Source organism: Erysipelotrichaceae bacterium 66202529 (assembly GCA_017161075.1).
GTDB lineage: Bacteria > Bacillota_I > Bacilli_A > Erysipelotrichales > Erysipelotrichaceae > Clostridium_AQ.
Window position 1 is genome coordinate 3785368 of the sequence record CP046174.1, and the last position, 18241, is coordinate 3803608.

The 18241-nt window shown below is 42.0% G+C and carries 15 protein-coding genes; 2 read left to right on the top strand and 13 right to left on the bottom strand.

Translation table 11 applies throughout. The features are described from left to right. Window positions 1-16: 16 nt before the first annotated feature. The 13 genes from GKZ87_17880 to GKZ87_17940 all read right to left on the bottom strand — a co-directional run bounded on the left by GKZ87_17880 (window position 17) and on the right by GKZ87_17940 (window position 15588). Entirely contained in the window at window positions 17-838 is an 822-nt protein-coding gene (locus GKZ87_17880; GenBank protein ID QSI27220.1) for a PTS mannose transporter subunit IID, read from the bottom strand. Further along, window positions 831-1622, bottom strand: coding sequence for a PTS sugar transporter subunit IIC (locus GKZ87_17885; GenBank protein ID QSI27221.1), 792 nt, complete (start codon window positions 1620-1622; stop codon window positions 831-833). The genes GKZ87_17880 and GKZ87_17885 overlap by 8 nt, the downstream gene beginning before the upstream one ends. 17 nt (window positions 1623-1639) lie before the next feature. Further along, window positions 1640-2110 (bottom strand): PTS mannose/fructose/sorbose transporter subunit IIB, encoded by a 471-nt coding sequence (locus GKZ87_17890; GenBank protein ID QSI27222.1) that lies wholly within the window; start codon window positions 2108-2110, stop codon window positions 1640-1642. Next, window positions 2104-2538: a PTS mannose transporter subunit IIB gene (locus tag GKZ87_17895; GenBank protein QSI27223.1), complete on the bottom strand. Its 435-nt coding sequence runs from the start codon at window positions 2536-2538 to the stop codon at window positions 2104-2106. Before GKZ87_17895 ends, GKZ87_17890 begins: the two co-directional genes overlap by 7 nt. A 156-nt stretch (window positions 2539-2694) precedes the next feature. Then, complete coding sequence (locus tag GKZ87_17900) at window positions 2695-5520, bottom strand: PRD domain-containing protein (GenBank protein ID QSI27224.1); 2826 nt, start codon at window positions 5518-5520, stop codon at window positions 2695-2697. A 781-nt stretch (window positions 5521-6301) separates the two neighbouring features. Beyond that, window positions 6302-7969 carry a hypothetical protein gene (locus GKZ87_17905; GenBank protein QSI27225.1) on the bottom strand — a complete coding sequence of 556 codons (1668 nt, stop codon included), beginning with the start codon at window positions 7967-7969 and terminating at the stop codon, window positions 6302-6304. 184 nt (window positions 7970-8153) lie between these two features. Then, window positions 8154-9488: an ABC transporter permease gene (locus GKZ87_17910; protein QSI27226.1), complete on the bottom strand. Its 1335-nt coding sequence runs from the start codon at window positions 9486-9488 to the stop codon at window positions 8154-8156. Next, window positions 9485-10351 carry an ATP-binding cassette domain-containing protein gene (locus tag GKZ87_17915; GenBank protein ID QSI27227.1) on the bottom strand — a complete coding sequence of 289 codons (867 nt, stop codon included), beginning with the start codon at window positions 10349-10351 and terminating at the stop codon, window positions 9485-9487. The genes GKZ87_17910 and GKZ87_17915 overlap by 4 nt, the downstream gene beginning before the upstream one ends. A 240-nt stretch (window positions 10352-10591) precedes the next feature. Beyond that, window positions 10592-11740 (bottom strand): hypothetical protein, encoded by a 1149-nt coding sequence (locus GKZ87_17920; GenBank protein ID QSI27228.1) that lies wholly within the window; start codon window positions 11738-11740, stop codon window positions 10592-10594. Next, the gene (locus GKZ87_17925; GenBank protein ID QSI27229.1) at window positions 11733-12473 is read right to left on the bottom strand and encodes a hypothetical protein; all 741 of its coding nucleotides are present in this window, start codon (window positions 12471-12473) and stop codon (window positions 11733-11735) included. The genes GKZ87_17920 and GKZ87_17925 overlap by 8 nt, the downstream gene beginning before the upstream one ends. Then, the gene (locus GKZ87_17930; GenBank protein ID QSI27230.1) at window positions 12464-12994 is read right to left on the bottom strand and encodes a sigma-70 family RNA polymerase sigma factor; all 531 of its coding nucleotides are present in this window, start codon (window positions 12992-12994) and stop codon (window positions 12464-12466) included. Before GKZ87_17930 ends, GKZ87_17925 begins: the two co-directional genes overlap by 10 nt. A gap of 420 nt (window positions 12995-13414) precedes the next feature. Next, a complete protein-coding gene (locus tag GKZ87_17935) occupies window positions 13415-13834 on the bottom strand; it encodes a hypothetical protein (GenBank protein ID QSI27231.1) in 420 nt (139 codons plus the stop codon). Window positions 13835-14427: 593 nt separating this feature from the next. Continuing rightward, window positions 14428-15588, bottom strand: a complete 1161-nt coding sequence (locus tag GKZ87_17940; protein QSI27232.1) for an iron-containing alcohol dehydrogenase — start codon at window positions 15586-15588, stop codon at window positions 14428-14430. A 1086-nt stretch (window positions 15589-16674) separates the two neighbouring features. Between GKZ87_17940 and GKZ87_17945 the strand changes: the two genes are divergently transcribed. Beyond that, window positions 16675-17823 carry a tyrosine-type recombinase/integrase gene (locus tag GKZ87_17945; GenBank protein ID QSI27233.1) on the top strand — a complete coding sequence of 383 codons (1149 nt, stop codon included), beginning with the start codon at window positions 16675-16677 and terminating at the stop codon, window positions 17821-17823. A gap of 84 nt (window positions 17824-17907) precedes the next feature. After that, a complete protein-coding gene (locus tag GKZ87_17950; protein ID QSI27234.1) occupies window positions 17908-18237 on the top strand; it encodes an NINE protein in 330 nt (109 codons plus the stop codon). The last annotated feature ends 4 nt before the right edge of the window (window positions 18238-18241 follow it).

Consider the following 18241-nt stretch of genomic DNA (forward strand, 5'->3'; position numbering starts at 1 on the left):
TTTCTCCTCTTTTCTATTAGAAAATACCAATATATTTCCCTGCAATTCCAAGTACCATAATCACAACGATCAGCAGGGTTGGCTTAACATTTTTATTCAGAAGCTTAAAGCAGCCCAGTGTCAGCAGTAACGGAAGCATGCAAGGGAAGATGGAATCCAGCATTTCCTGAATGGATTGCTCTGCACCATTCATTGTAAAGACATAGCCGATATTCAAGGATACCATGGTAGCCGTCATGGCTCCGACCGTCATCAGACCTACAATACTTGCCGCTTTTGTAACAAAGCTCATAATGCCGCTTTCCTCTGCCTGCGTCATAAATTTTGTTCCCATTTTATAGCCTATATACGGGAACAGAATACGAACCGGCTCTGCCAGAAGATTAAACAGCACCAGGAAAACGATAGGACCTAATATATTCCCGTCCTTTGCCATGCTCAAGCCGATTCCCATAGTGATAACACGCCATGTACTCTGAAAAATGGAATCACCGATACCGGCAAATGGCCCCATCAGGGAAGTTTTAACTGCGGCAATCGAAGACTTATCAAAATTCTGATCATGCGCTGCCTGTACCTCCATTGCCGTGCTCAGTCCTGTGATGAACCCTCCAACAACCGGATTCGTATTAAATAATTCATAGTGCCGCTTATAGCCTGCAATACGATCCTCCTCATTATCATACATCGCATTGATGACCGGAATCATAACCCACATATACCCCATAGCCTGGAATTTCTCCCAAGTATACACTGCATCAACCTGGTGAGAACGCCGAGCCACCTTAGCCATCAATTTTCCTTCTTCATTGGTTAAACCAAATTTTTCTTTAATCATTGAATAGCTCCTCCTCATCGGTATCTGTATCAGTGACAAGCTTATTTGCCTGTCTGCGTTTACTAAATTCACCTTCGAAATAAAGGATGATAACCAAAATCATACCGCAAATTGCAATCGCCATCAGCGGCATACCGCAATAGGATGCCATAATGAAGCCAAGGAAGAAATAAACAGCCAGCTTCTTCTGCCACATCATCTTTAACAGCAAGCCGAATCCGACAGCCCCCAGCATACCTGCGGCAACGCCCATACCATCCAGTAAGGTCTGTGGAACATTGTTAATAAATTCCTTCATAACATCTGCACCGAGCCCAACCCCCAATGCACACACCAGCCCGCTAAACAACGAGGTTGTGACTGCAACTAGCGGGAAAAGCCTTTGAATCCCTTTGTAATTTCCCTTCTCTACCATTCTGTCGATAAAAGGTGTATACAGGGAACGCAATGCAACCTTCGGTACAAAGAGCATCTGGCAAATAATAGATGTAGGTACTGCCAATGCAAATGCTGTTTCAATACCTGCCCCAAGGATGATTGCATATGCTGTACCCACAGCCGTACCGGATACTGCATCCGGAGGTACTGTTCCACCGATTGCCATAACCCCCATGAATACAAGCTCCAGGGAAGCCCCGACTTCAACACCTGTTTTCACATCTCCCAAGACGATGCCGATCGCTGTTCCAACGATTAGAGGTCTCTCCACCATAGGGAAGCAGCACCAGCATTCGATAAAGCCTAGGATAACTACCGTTAACCCGACTAATAGTGCTTGAATCATAATCATTCCTCCTTTTCTTATAAGTATTTATCAATATTTGTGCGGCTTTCTGTAGGAACCATCCGCAGCTCTAAGCTGTCTACCAGTGTTCTCAGCTCCTTTAAAGCAGCAAGGTCTTCATCGTCAAGACATACAGCGGCTGCAATCATCTTTCCTCCTTCCTTATTTTTTACACCGCCAATGTTTACGCGATGGATACAATCTGTCGATTTTACCAGCTTCAGGGTATCCTGTATCGTTCTTGTTATTAAAAAGATTTTAATTTTCGCTGCATTTGGATTGTTGAGGAGAGCTATTGCATCATCAATCGTTTTGATTGCCAGCTTTACACCGGCAGGCTTTGCCATTTTTAATGCCAGTTTGCCCATCTCATTAGTCGCTGCCTCATCATTCGCAATCAGTATAGCTTCCGGTGCCACTGCCCCGACCCAGGTTACCGCCACCTGTCCATGCAGCAGACGATCATCAATTCTACAAAGTTCTACCATAATTTATCATCCTCGATTCCTTTGTCTATTTCACTTTTTACACTTTGATAGTTAAACAACAGAATGTTTTTTCTGGCATTGTCCATCGTTTTTCTTAAAAGCTCTTCTGTATCTCCACGATCCCGTGTCAGCAGCAGCTCCAATACAATAGACAGCGTCATTCCGGTCATCAGATAGACCCTGGGATAGATACATAAATGCATAAGCTGATTATGAACACTTCCGCCATTGATATCACAGAGCAGGATATATTCCTGTTCCTGATTATTTTCGATTTGATCCTTCAGCAGCAGATAGATATCCTGCGGAGTCTTATATGTATCCAGCCCGTATGCGGTAATTCCCTGCGTACAACCCATGATCATCTGTGCTGCACTCAGCATGCCCTCGGCCAGTGAACCATGAGAAGCCAGTATGATATTTCTCAAGCTCCTCCCCTCCTTTCCTGATATTTCACGCTTCACTTATCTATAAGCAAACTGCGTGCCAGTTTTCATCAAGCCGGCACGCAGTTGTTGTTTTCCCCTTTAAACAGGGGCTTATTTAATTTTATAGAAGGCCTTATACCTACCGCTAAAAAAGCATCATTCAATCGTTTCCCATAATTCATTGACACTGTCATCCACCGCCTTGACACTGTCCCGCTTAAAGATATAGTCGTAAATATAACCGACCTCACTGACTGGAATTTCTACATTGTAATGTACCTCTACATCATGAAATGCCCGTTTTACAATCGCGATAAAATCCCCGTGCTTTTGTATAAACGAATCCAGATCATGAAACTTTGTCACATTCTTATTGATAATCAGCCGTTCAATCAGACAGCTGATATGGATATACAGGCCCAATGTGATATTGCTGCTGAGTACCAGCTGCAGCTCCTTCTGGATCGTTTTAATGATTTTTTCCACACTGTTGATAATCTTATCGCTGTCTAAAATCGTCAGATAATCCAGTAAATTATCCATAGAAAAGTTTTTAATCATATTCTCATTAAAGGCTTCAATCTGATCCGGCCGCATACGCTGTGCGAATGCTGAATTCGTTTTCTCCACACTCTTTTGTTCGATCATTTCCTCCAGGGAAATAAAAGGAATATCGGCTATTTTTGGATTCTTGGTACCAACGATAAACAGAATATTATATTTTTCAAAAACAGAGGAGCTTCTGCCCGTTTTAATCAGAGAATCAAAATCATAGGGAATTACACTGATGGAGACATGATCCGGTAAGGATGCTTCCATCAGATTGCTGATTTTTTCCGCAGTGCCGATGCCGGTTTCACATACCGATAAGACGGCATCCTGCTTCACCCGGTTTTTGATAATTTCATAATGGTAAGGAAGATGACTGCTGGCCTCACGTAAAATATCGTGTATCGCCATCCCCTCCAGTATCATACTTCCGATATCCAGCGCCAGCTTTGTTGTGACATTGTTGATGATACCGATATCCATGAGCTTTACACTTCCCAGCCGCTGATAGATATCCTCCAGAGAGCCCATATCGACAAGGACGATAACTTCCTTACTGCTTTCCTTTCCTTTTAAATACTCACTCAGCTTTTTTACCACAACATCAAAATCACTCTCAATCGGCATATCGATTGCATCGAATACCCGCTGCTTCAACAGCTGATTGGCAACCTCCGCAATTCCGCTGGCGATCGCATAGCCATGGGCGATAATCACCGCAGGGATATCCGCAGCCTGCAGCTCCCGGTCAAAATAGCGGATAAAGAGGAATAAATCAAGAAAACCAAACGGCCCCGGTACAAAATTTAAAGCGTCACTGACAAGCTGCCAGATATCACAGACGATCTCATATTCAAGCCCGTATTCACGATGCAGAAGATTCTGCAGCTGCTCTACATCCTTGCGGTTGCTGATTCTCAGCTGGTTGATGGAAGCATAATTCTGCATATAATCATTCATAAAATGAACAAGCATAGATATTTCATTATTTGAAAATTTCTCAAGGTGATATTTATGAATGACGATATTCATAATGTTCTTTACCAGATGATTCATCATATCGAGCTTCGGTGATTCATAGGTGTTTCCGGCAAAGAGATAATCCACATACTGCTCCAGCTTGCGGCAGCAGCTTTCAATATATGAGGAAGGCTTTAGCTCTGTATGATTCATCGTACGATATTTGTGAATCAAATAGGAATTCAGCTTATACAGATGTCCGTCCTTCTGCATATTTACCAGCATATCGCTGCTGCGTATCATCGTCTTATCATCATAGCTGTACAGCGTCAGATCCTTGCCGGTGCTTTCCAGTAAGTCACTAGGAAGATCATACAGATGCAGCTCCACCTGCTTCTGTTTCTCCTGACTGCGTAAAAACGCCTTGGCAACACTTGCGCGGATACAGTTTTTCAGGCCGCCGACATTTCCGATAAATACGTGACGCTCCAGAGTGCGATAGACCAGATCCGACAGACAGATTTCCCGCTGAATATGCAATTCCTCCTCCTGTATCAGAAATTGCAAAAGTCTTCGTTTCTCCTGCAGGGGCCGCTCTGCAAGGGAGGGTACCTTGACAATCAGGGGAATCCTTCGCAGCAGTGTTTTCAGCAGTACCTCACTTGGCTGCATCGTTGTTGCGAATATCAGTCTCGCCTTGGATTCATACCAGACGTCATTATCTCCTACCATGTGATAAATGCCCTTATCCATGAACAGAAATATCTTTTCCTGACATTCCGGCTTCAGACCATGCACCTCATCCATGAACAGAATACCGCCATCAGCCAGTGCCAGTAGCCCGAGGGTATCCTTATCAGCCCCGGTATAGGCACCCTTTTTATAGCCGAATAAATTAGTCATCAGCATTTCCGGATTGTTTGCATACTCCGAGCAGTTCACCGTTACAAACCGACTGTCTGAAGACAGGATACCCGTATCCTGTCCATATTGAAACATCAGCTGTGCAATCAGACTTTTTCCTGTACCGGTAGGCCCCTGCAAAAGAATGGGAAGTCCATGGTCAGGGTATGAAACAGCCGCTTTGCATTGTTCTACCACATAGCTCAGACTGTCCTGCGCACCAATCAGATTCAAAAACGCATGTTTTTTATCCGCTGTTTTCAATTCATCACGCATTTCATCCAGGGTTTCATAAATATCCGCCTGCAGCTGTACGGAAAAGCGTTCCTCTAATGTTTTCCGCAGAAAGAAATATACCGGGCGTGTATTGATTTTGATAACCTGCCCTTTCTGCTGCAGCTCACTCATGTAATGGGAAATAAGATTTCGGCTGCACTGAAAATGTTCACTTAGCCAGGCCGCCGTCAATACCTCCAGCTCATCAGGTGACCATAATTTGTCAAAATCCAGAATATTACATTCCCTTTCCAGCAGTTCCAGAATGCCCTGCTTGATCGCATTATCGCTCATGCACTCTCTCCTTTTCTTTCATGAAGTATTCATATTTCATGAAGTGAACCACCCATACGTATTCTGTATAATTTTTATATATTATTTTTGATTATACAAAATACTTCCTGTTACTCTTTATTATACATGAAATTCCTTCAGTTTCGCAGAGAAAGGGCAATAGTTTCCAGACAGGCGCTGTGCGATTTTCAGAATGAAGATTGCTGTATGATTCGTAATCGCTTTTATTGTGGAATTTTTTTGTTATTAACATGTGCCGATACGCATGGACATCCAACGTGTAACCGCATATGTTTGATTTTAGCCGTGTGGCTTAACATATAGATATCGTTTGGTTCTGTTCTTAGCCACGATTCAAAGCGCCAATACTACGTTCGATGAGTTGTATGGTTAACAGGGAGAGCATACGGATTCCAATGTTATATTCAATAGAAGGCGTTTGCATCTTTTATAAGTATACTGTTTATGATTATTCTGTTTTTTATCTATGAACCGTAATATCTTTTTTTTCATAACCTCAACTATTCTACTCGTATAACTACCTATCCCCAGCTTGAGCCCTCAAAAGAAATTTTTCTAAAGGATTATCACGAAAGCGTTGTAAAGCTTTTTTCTTTACTAAGTGCTTTAAAATTCCTATTTTAATGGTTCTTTACTAAAGCGTTGTGAACTTCTTATATAAAAGCTGTTCAATCAAGCGGTATGAAATCTCATAATTTCTGAAAGGCGCTCATAAGAAAAGCATCCCCATATAAAAGCAGGGATGCTTCTCTTATTTTAATTATTTTAATTCCTTTATCGTCTTAATGCCCTCAGCATCAATGTAGGAGATTTTCAGCTTAGCACCATTTTTCAGGAATACAAGCTGATTTTCATACTTCGTCGTAAAGCCGATTTTATAGATATCGCCCTTTTCCGATTGAATGTAATACATCGTATTGCCGTCCACATTAACTTTTTCCACACCGGCAACCGTGATATCCGCTGTTTTCAAAGAATCCTTACTGATGGTATCCTCACTGCCGCTTCCCAATAGATTTAAGGTCTTTTTGAATAATGCATCCAGACCCTCATCCGTATACACGGTAGCAACCTTCTGATAATCCACAGCAGAAACTGTCGCATACATCTTGATCAGACCGTTATCCTTCAGCGACATCAGATAAACCGGATTTCCCTTGATATTGATCAATAACGGGAAGGTGGACTGATAGCCGTAATTTTTGACCTCTGACTGTGCACTTTTCATAGCGCTCTTTTCATTGGCGCCTGCTGTTGCGATTTTCATAGCCTCATGTGTGCGCAGATTCACCAGTACAAAGCCCAGATTGGATTCATCCGCATTTGCGGAGGTCAATCCGCTGTACAGCCAGATATCGCCGTTTTTCTCCAGATAGTTATAGCCCTCGGAGGTTACAATAACGCCGCTTTGTCCAAACTGGGAATTCCAGAAGCCCTTTTTCAGACTTCCATTGTCATCCAGCTCTTCCACAACCAGAGATTCCGGATAAATACGGTCTGCCCAGGATGGTATATGTTTGGTATCATACTTCGTGCTGTCCCCGGTGATCGGATCCAGGAATACCGCACCACTTACCCGCTTTTTATTACCGACACCAGAATACGTATAGGTGGTGCAAATATACCACGGCTTTCCTTCCTCGTCGATTTCAAAGGATGGCTCACCAAAGATTTCTGTCGGATATTGAAAACGTAAATGCCGGCTTAGATTATTATTGAAATATGCGGATGGCACATATTTCATGCCATCCAGACCAAGATCCTTTAGCTTTACCAGCTGTGTTTTTCCACTGGTGCTGTCAACGGTGATATAGGCCGGTACCCCGCCACTTTTATTTTTAAAGTATTTGATAAAGCCGTTATAGGTCAGCGGCGTTACCCGGTACACACTATCCTTATAGGAAATCTGCGTATACTCATTACTTACATCAAACTGGGAAACCCATTCCGTCATGTTTCCCATAACCTTATCCCCCAGACGGATGGAGCTGTCCCGGTCAATGATCGGTGTCTTTTTAAAATCCACCTGCGGAACCTCGCTGAAATCCACATCCTTTGGCTCGATTCGCTGTGAAAATGCCTTTGCATGGAAAATACGGGAGGTAACCAGTGTAGCGGCAGATGGAAAGACAACCACAAAGATCAGTGCCAGAATGGAAGCCTTGCAAATGGTACCCCAGCGTTTCTGTTCGCGTGACAGATTAACGACATTCTTGTTATGAAAGGTTGAACGCCAGTTCTGAAAGGAATCAATCTGCCGTTTGGTAAAGGAGAACACGATCAGCAGCACCAGAAGCGGCCCAACGCTCAGTGCCAGAAACTTCCAGAAGGCTGGGGCATGCCAGTTTAACGGCGGCAGCATCACATAAAACATCCCGAATATATACAATGCATATACAGGAATCAGAAAATATATATATTTTTTCATTGCTTGTCCCTCGCTTTTGAATTTGCTATAAATATATCATATTCCGACCTGTTCGTACACTGTTTTCCTAATAAGTTCGTCAATCAAACAACTGCTATGTAAAAATCTGCGCCCTTCTTCTCAGCATGCGCCTGTCGTTGAAACAGGCGATATATGGGAATCCATACAGTTTATAGCATAGGTATTAAACCCTTTGATAGGATGGGGAGCGATAGATGCGAAGGGCAATATATCCAATAATCAAAGCACCAGGTATCCATATAAGAGGGAGCAGCTTCCACAGGAAGAAGGCATGATGAAACAGATTGCAGGTAAAGCCTCTGACAGCGACACTTGTGGTTTCCATAAATTTAACAGGGAACAGCTTCATCCACGAGGTATAAGAGGACAGTGCTGTACCTGCAAACAGAAACAGCAGGCAGACCCCCAGCGATACATAGGAGGATTTCACACAGGTGGAAGCCAGCGCTCCAAAAACCGCACAGACGACAGCTCCCAGAGCAAGCACCTCCAGAGATATGAGGAAGCCCTCCTGATAGGTGAATATGGAAACAAGATGCAGTCCCTCTGTGATATTGACCGCCATGTCGCCAAGATTACCCGACAGCCATGCATACAGTGTCACAGGCAGAACCATCAGCAGCAGACCAGCCCATGCACAGGTGATTACAGCAGCCAGCTTGGATAAAAACAAAGAGCTGCCGCCTCTGCTGCAGGAGCTTAATACCTCCAGCATATTCTGCTTGCGCTCCCTGCAGATCAGATTGCTGGAAATCACAAGCACCCATACCATAAGTACGATGCCTACAGTGGAATAGGTTTCCAGTAAAGAAAACCATTCCTTACTATCTCCATAATGAAAGGACCCCTGCTCATTCATATAAGCTTTCAGCAGTTGAAGCTCAGGCTTGCTTACGTCAAGAGAATATACCGGAGATGCCACCTTTTCATTATTAAAGGCACTGTACATAGTCCCAAATGTACCATCCTCGCTGTTCCAAGGTTTATTGGCAAGCATGGTTTTTCCATAACCCATATACAGCATTAAGACAACCTCATCAGCGATATCCTTTTTGTAATTCGGCAGAGGCTCCTTACGCTGATACAGAATTTTCTTTCCCTTCTTTTGCTCCTTTGCTTCATTCTCACCAGCATAGGCCTTTTTATCCTCCTGATACTGCTCATACCAGTCATCACCATACAAGGCATTCATTTTCTCCATATCATAAAAATGAGTATCCAGGCGTTTCTCAGCAGCTCTGCTTGCCGCCGTTAACCGCTGCCACCAGTCCGCATCCATCGTACCAGTCCACTTCAATTTTTCACGGTGTACCTCTGCCTGAATTTCTTTTGTACTCATACGGCTTCCATCTTCATGCAAATAGGGATTCATATACTTCCCCGTATCTGTAATCCTGTTTTGAAAGATTACCACAGGCAAAATCATAAACAGCAGCAAAAGCAGCAGATGAAAGCGGGAGGTCATTATTTTTTTACATTCCAGTAAATACAGTCTCATACCTCTTCCTCCTGAAAATGATACAAATACAAATCGTTCAGGGAAGGCTCCACACTATAGGCATCCTGACTGCCTGCAGCATCCAGGTAACGGACAAGTGTTCCCTGTGTTGATGCACGCTGATAGCAGATCGTACTGGTTTTGCGCAGCTGTACCAGCTCCTTTTGTGAAACATGGCGCTCCTTCACCCTGCCATCCAGTACTGCAAGAAGCCTTTGCGGCGTATCATGAGCAATCAGGCGACCCTTTTTCATAATCATAATCTGATCAGCTATAGATTCCACATCACTGACGATATGGGTAGACAGCAGAATGATTTTATCCTTTGACAGCTCGCTTAAAAGCTGGGTAAACTGGTTTCGCTCCTTTGGATCCAGTCCTGCTGTGGGCTCATCGAGAATCAGTACGGCAGGATCATTCAACAGCGCCTGTGCAATGCCAAGCCGCTGCCGCATGCCACCGGACAGCGTACGAATTTTCTTTTTCCGCTGAGCCTCCAGGTGAACGGCAGGAAGCAGCTCCTGGATACGCTGTGTGGTATAGGCTTTTGTCAGACCCTTAACAGCCCCCATATATTGTAGAAATTCCTCTACCCGAAAGGTTGGATACATCCCCAGATGCTGCGGCATGTAGCCGATGTTGGCAAGATATTCCTCATGCTTTTCCCGAATGTCGATATCTCCGTATAAAATACGACCCTCGTCGGGAGGCAATACATGAACCATCATACGCAGCAGCGTTGTTTTTCCACTGCCATTCGCTCCCAACAGACCGATAATTCCAGGCTTTAATATAGCATTCATATTCTGAACTGCCGTTACGCTTCCAAACCGCTTGGACAGTTGTTCCAGTTTTACATTCATATGCTCCTCCATTCTCTCATTTATACGAGTGAAATAATTCTAACTGTAATTCAGTTGCTTATAGCAGTTGTTTCTATCATATCATTAAGCCTCATCCATTCAAAACCCGTATGAAATACCTACGGCTTGCGGGGGGCTTTCATTTATTTTACCGCATCTTACCGGCAGCCTGTAGGATTGCTTTTCAAGAAGACTTCCGCAAGCTGATATAAGCCGGTTTGTTATATCTGGTGATTTATATTATATATGCAGTTTTGCTTTTTCCGATATACCGCACATTCTTCTTTTAAATGTCCATGAACAAATACTGCAGTGCTTTGCGATAATTATAGCAATCAGCACTATGCTCAAAAGACTCCAGACAGTCCATAATAGAGGGAGTCGATGATAGAGCTTTCCCAGCACAGCAACCCATGGTGTCATCAAAAGCTGTCCCATCGCCTGAAAGGATAGGAAGTTGGATGGGAAAAAGGATGTCCACGAGGTTTGCAGTCCACTTATGGTTACCAGCATTGGAAGCAAATAGAACAGCATGCCAAGTGCTAGGGACACAGCCTGTTTTTTTACTGCAACAGAGGTGAACACAGCAAACAGCGTACATACTATACCACTGAGCAGCAGCAGCCCCAGGGCCTGCAGATCAACCTGTGAAAAGGTATAAATATGCAATGTTCTCAGCATCATGAGCGTCGTATCTCCACCGGATAAGTCAAGTGTGAGGGATGTGGATACGCAAAGCATGAGATACAGCAGGGCAGCCAGTATCACTGCCAGGAAAAGGGATACGCTCAGTTTGGCACAGGCCAGGTTTTTTCTTCCCTTTTGGCAGCTTTTCAACAGCTCCAGCATGTCGCAGGAATCCTCCTGGTTAAACATGTTTCCAAACAGAAACAGACAGACAACAGCATAGACCCTGGCTGTATTCTCAAATATTTTCATACGGCTGAGCCAGCCCTCATACGGCCCATAGCGCCATGTATGCTGCTCTAAATCCTGACGTACGATGGCAGGTGTCTGCGAATCAGATAGGATGGCATCCCGCATTTCCAGGGTGCGAAAGCCGTCCCAATACGCCTGATCGAGTATCTGATAGCGGATATCCTCTTTACTGATTCCCTGCTTTAATAATCCTTCCCACTCCTGTTCTCGTGCGGTAACCCAGCTTTTCTGTACTGTTTCCTGCATATTTCTGCGCAAGTCATCCGCTATGAGCTTTGCTTCCTTTACGCTTACCACGGTATGATAGAGCTGGGCAGAGGGCTGCTGTGCCTCTATATGCAGGGTAAAGGCAAGCTGTAGAATCGGAAACAGCAGCAATATCAACAATAGTACACAGTGCAAACGGGAATGGAAAAATTTATGCAGCTCACTCTGGCATAGTCTAAGCATAAGCATTCCTCCTGCGGCGATCCCACAGTACATAGACGCTGTATGCCAGCGCAATAAGAAGCAGCTGTCCGCCATATCGTTCCAGCAGTGACATCCAATAGCTCGCCTGGTATAGCTCCAGCACAATAAAACAACCTGCCGCAAAGGCGTATACCGACAGAAACACCTGCAGCACCTGATCATGGATATACAAATGCAGGGTAAAGGCATTCAGCAGCAGAAAAGGGATACAGCCGCTATACAGCAGTGTAAGCAGACGGATATCCGAATGCATGGAAATACAGACAGCGATAATCAGGATTCCCAGAAAGGAAATACCTCCCAGCAACAGCATTTTCCACATTAACAGACGCTGTGGAGAATAAGGTGAGGCCATTTCCAGCTCCTTCATACCATAGATATCACAGCGGAAAACCTCTACTGTAATAGCGACAGACAGCAAAGAGCTTCCCAGTGAAAGAAAGGCAACAGAGTTAACTTTATAGCCACTGGGCAGACACAGCCATACACCAAGGGCAACCAGCAGTGTCAGCGCTGCCTGTATCAGAATACTTTTCCACCCATGTATATGCAGCAGCTCACGCAGAATGCGAAACGTACTGCTTTCATACTTTTTCACCGGCTGAATACGCAGCAGCTCTTTTACATTCGTAATAACCTCCAGAATATCCTCCTGCAAAATATCCGGAATATCCAATTGCTCCAGCTGTATCTTTTCTTTTTTCACTGCCATCCCTCCTTTTGGGCGCGCTTTTTTAATATACGAAGCGCCAGTGCTACCTGTGATTTCACAGTGGATACATGAATCCCAGTAATATGAGATATATCCTTGAATTTCAGGCCTTCATCATACCGCAGCAATATCACATCCTGCAAATGCGGGGGTAGCTCTGCTATCCAGGAACGAAGAATTATAAATTCCTCCTTCTTCTGAAACAGTCGCTCCCCGTTATAGGTTTCATCACGTACCAGCTCCTCCTGCAGTTCATCCATATGGAACCGTTTTGTTTTCGTGTAATCATACACCAGATGCAGGGCGATGCGATAAAGAAAATTCAACAGCTTGCCCTGTTCCTCATATTGATCGAGATGCTTATAAAAGCGGTAGAAGGTTTCCTGTGTCAAATCCTTCGACAGGGCCGCATCCAGTGTTCGGTGATACAGATAGGAATACACCTTCGGATAGGCATCCTGTATAGCTGCTTCCAGTTGTGCATCCGTAGGAACAGCATTCTTTTTTATTTTTATCTGCATGACGCCCCTCCTCACTCTGTATAACGTTTACGTTTATAAAAAGACGAAAAAAAGGATACGTTTCTTTCACCTTATGTTCACGGATTGATTCATAAAGTAAAATATAACAGAATCCCTATATAATTGACAGAGTTACTATAAGTCTGTGTAAGGCGATATGCACATTTGTATTTTATAATGTTTGCAGGCTTTCATGCATTCCTGCGAATAAAAAAAGACGTCGTATTTAAAATTTTATTATAAGAAAATAGCAGAGGAATGCTGTATATCACTCCTCATAAATTACTTTTCTAACCAATATTTAGACGTCCTTTTTTTCATATGATATAAATAATTATGTAATTTATACAGTCTGTTTATGCATCCCGGCCTTTTGATTACGCAGATTCTAAGGTAAGGCTTCTTTTCCAAACCACAGTCTTATTCTTTTTTCACACGACTGAATAAGGAAAGTGCAAACATCAATTTCAGTGCATAACGGAAACCGCCCGGATAGGATTCCGGGTCATCTAAAAATGCTTTAAATTCCCCATCCTCCATTTTCAAATACTTTGCCAGTGCACGTTCAGGAATGGCATAAAGTCCGCATATGGATTTCATATACTCCTTCAGCATATGTTCATCCTCTTCATAAAAACCATTGCAGTATAAGGTTACGATGAAATTAAAGACCCAGGGCAAATCTTTTCGGTTTTTCGTTTCACTGCAGCCTCCGGGCGTATATTCCTGAAGAAACTCAACAGGCGTATCACATGCCCTGCTCAAACATTCCAGAGTAAATCCGTCCTGCAGATATCTCCACATAAAATCTTCAAAATCCAGTACTTCACCATTACGCATAATTCTACCTCCTTCATTTATCCCGTTCACTGTCATTTTAACATAAGAAAAAACAGGAATACACGTACATAACGCTCATTTTATGCTATCCTACTGTTTTTCAAAATTACAGGTGGATAAGTTTGCTGGTTCTTTCCCAATTAACGGGTATATGAAAGTCATGAAATACAAATAAATCATGTCTATCCATCCTTTTGTATCTTTTTACCTTCCCTGTGCCTTAAAATCAGAAAGAGCTGTTTTGCTTACATCCCTTTGCTTATATAGGTTTCCTTAGTAGTTTCTACATATGCTTTTCTTAAATGGACACTTTCTGATTATAGACTATTTTTTACTAGCTTAACAAAAGCAGATACTGCACTTTATACACATAACGGCTCCTTACTGGCATATAATCGTGTGCTATAAAAATGCAGATAGAAAAGAATAAAAATAGCGGAGCGTGGATAAGGAGCATGGCTTGCCAGGTTATGTATTTATATGATGAACAAAGAAGGGTAACTGTACTCCTTGCGTATTATAATTATAGAAAAGGAAAGTCATAATACATTGTGACTCTCCTTATCCTGATACGAATTTAAAGGCTTCTGTTTTTATAATGCAGCACGGTAAATGTTTTTTACATCCTCTTTTGTGAGTTCAACGTAAGCACCCTTGAGATCCGCAGCCGCTTTTTCCGCCATCACATCGAACTTGGCTTCGTCCATGATTCCCACTTCACGCAGGGTTGTCGGAATGCCCATGGCTACAAAATAATCTCTTGTCTTTTCGATTGCTTCATGTGCAATTTCAAATGGATCCTTGTCCTTATCGATGCCCCATACATTAACACCATAGGTTTTAAATTTATCCACAGTTTCATCATTCAGCACGTATTTCATCCAGTGCGGAGTCAGAATCGCCAGTCCCACACCATGTGTAATATCATAATATGCAGAAAGCTGATGCTCCATCGGATGCACCGTCCATTCTACAGTTTTCCCCAGCTTAATGAAATTATTGATTGCCCAGCTGCTTGTCCACATCAGATTGGCACGCGCTTCATAATCATCCGGATTGTTTACAGCACGAACACCAAATTCGATACATGTCTTCAGCAGTCCTTCGGCCATACGATCCTGCATATATCCCTGCACATTGGAGAAATAGCATTCAAAGATATGACTCATAATATCTGCTGTTCCTGCCGCCGTTTGATATGCGGAAACACTGCAGGTATAGCTTGGATCCAGAATGGATGCCTTGGGACGCATATCATTGTGCCCGGTGCCGATTTTATCATTGGTTTCCATATTGCTGATAACGGCAAAGGTATCCATTTCACTTCCTGTTGCAGACAGCGTTAAAACTGTTACGATTGGCAGCACGCTGACAACCTTTCCCGGATCCAAAACGATATCCCATGCATCTCCAGCATAGCTGACAGCACCTGCAATCACCTTGGCACAGTCTATGGTACTACCGCCGCCAATCGGCACTACGACCTCAACGCCCTGCTCACGGCACAGCTTAACACCCTCACGCACTGTGGTAATTCTCGGATTTGGCTCCACGCCGGATAGCTCGCACCATGCAATGCCATTCTCTTTGAAGATGTTAACCACGTCATCATAAATGCCATTGCGCTTGATACTGCCTCCGCCATATACCAGCAATGCCTTCTTGCCGTATCTGGATACGATATCGCCGATATGAGCAATCTGCCCCTTACCAAAATAAATTTCTGTGGGAATTGAATACATAAAGTTTTCCATTAGCAAAACCCTCCTTGCCTTTATTATACAACGTTCGCGACTTCTTGAACATGGCTCTTTCTTTTATGTTTAACTAATCGGCAACAGATAAATTTCAAAATATCAGCTTACAGATATTTCCCGGGAAATTCATACTATGTATAAGCTTTCAAGAGAGGTTAGAATTTCCCTTCAGGATACCGTATCAGAATCTCCATTAGAATCTGCTGTTTCTCTGCCATTTTACTTTACAAAAATCATCATGCGGCAGTTATCTGGCAAGCTAGACAATACCCGAAAAAGAAAACCGTATTTATAATCCATAGACAGACCGCTGCTTCCACGGCTCTCCATCTATCGAATGCCACTCTATTTTATGCCGTATAATCTTTAAATTCTCATCACTGAAATAGCTATAGTGATTTTCAGCCTTATGAAAGGGCAGCTTCAGCAGTTCCTCTGTGTTATCAATATCATCATACTTTCACTATAAGATTGCATGATTTTGAAAATTGATTAATAGTTTACATCAAGATTTGCCTCCTCTGCTTTATTGTAAATTTTCCTGAGCAACATAGCGAAGAGATATTAATGTATTTGTTGAAACATCAAAGAATAAAAAAGTATACGGCTCTACATATGTATACTGTCTTTATAAAGCTTCAAAATAATGACAAATCCTTTACTAATATTTCAAAAATATCTATTACATAAGGAACACATAAGAATGCCAATGGCCATATGCATACCTTAAATATAAGATATTATGTAATTTTGCAAAACCTGTAAAAAAAATCGTAGAGTATCTTACTCTACGAAAATCAGGATATTCAGGTATCCTTACCCAAACTAATTTAAGTTTACAAAAAGACACTTGATTTGTCAAGATTTCCCTGAATAATTCGTAGTTTTCTTCTAAGAAATACAATAGATTTTTGAATACATAAATCAAAAGTACGATAAATAGATGATAAGTATACATGCATTTTTCTATTTTAATGAATTAGAGACAAAAAAATGTCTTTTGCTTTTAAAAGCTCAAAGGTTTATTTACAAATCTTTACGAATCACCGTCATAATAATAGTCAATAATAAGGAGGAAGAAATATGTCAAGAAAAGGTGAAAATATCTATAAGCGAAAAGATGGAAGATGGGAAGGACGATTTTTAAAAGGTAAAGACTGTAATGGGCGACGACAATATGGCTATGTATACGCAAAATCATATCGTGATGTAAAGAAAAAGCTCCTTACTGCTATACAAACGAATACAGAAATAGTCCCTGATAAATTACGAATTCCTATGCTCCAAGATGAATGCAGAGAATGGCTCTCTATGCTCAGTCCACAAATTAAATTATCGACGAAAATACGTTATCAAAATCTTTTGTATTCCTATATCGTTCCTAAACTCGGAAATATTTCCATCAGTGATATTTCATATCATACATTAGACACATTCTGTCGTGATTTATTATGCAATGGTGGTAGAAAACAAACAGGACTTTCTTCAAAAACTGTTGCTGATATAATGTCTGTAATACGTTTAGTATTCAATTTTTCTCACAGAAGAGGGTTTCCTATCTCTTGTGATACAAAGTCTATTATAATCAGACATTCTGAAAAAGAAATGCGAATATTCAGTCGCAGTGAGCAAATCATTCTATGTAAAGTGCTCCAAGAGGATCTAAATCCTTTCCATATTGGCATTATGGTATGTTTATACACAGGTCTTCGAATCGGTGAGCTCTGTGCCCTTAAATGGAATGATATATCTTTTTCTGAACATACAATGTATATCCATCAGACTATGCAGCGTATTCAGATAGAGGATAATAAAAAGCATAAAACAAAAGTAATCATAACGACGCCGAAAAGCAAATGCTCCATCAGAACAATTCCAATACCAGATAATCTGTTAACTCTTATGAAGCGTTATCAACAATCAACTACTGGCTTTTTTTTAACATGCAATGAAGATGTATATATAGAACCCCGAGTAATGCAGTACCAATTTAAACGAGTGCTGGAAAAGTTAGAAATTCCTACCGCAAATTTTCATTCTCTACGTCATACCTTTGCAACACGCTGTGTTGAACTTGGCTTTGATATTAAGAGCTTAAGTGAAATTCTAGGTCATGCCAATGTGAACCTAACAATGAATCGTTATGTCCATCCTTCATTAGAATTAAAAACCGATAATATGCAGAAGCTATCTACCTTATTCGCCGTCAAAGATAGCGTCAAAAGATGCTAGAAAGCACACTTCTTCTAACCCTAAATCATCTTTTCGTAGAGTAAGATACTCTACGTAATCAGTATGTGAACTCATTGCGGTTTTATGCAAGGAAGGGAGAAAGAAATGAGTGATGAATTTAGTCAGAATGGTGTTGAAGGTGAAGTTGTAACACAGTCAACTGTATCTGAAAAAAGTAAAGCTGTAGCAGCATTACTTTGTCTATTTTTAGGGGCTTTTGGCATTCACAGATTTTATATGGGGAAAGTTGGCTCTGGAGTTGCTATGCTTATTCTCACGATTATCGGTTGGATTACAACAGCGTTATTTATTGGTTTCATTATCATATTTGCAGTATTTATATGGGATGTAATTGACCTTATTAGAATTTTAGTGGGAAGTTTTGCAGATGGCGAAGGTAAACGTTTAAATTAAACTA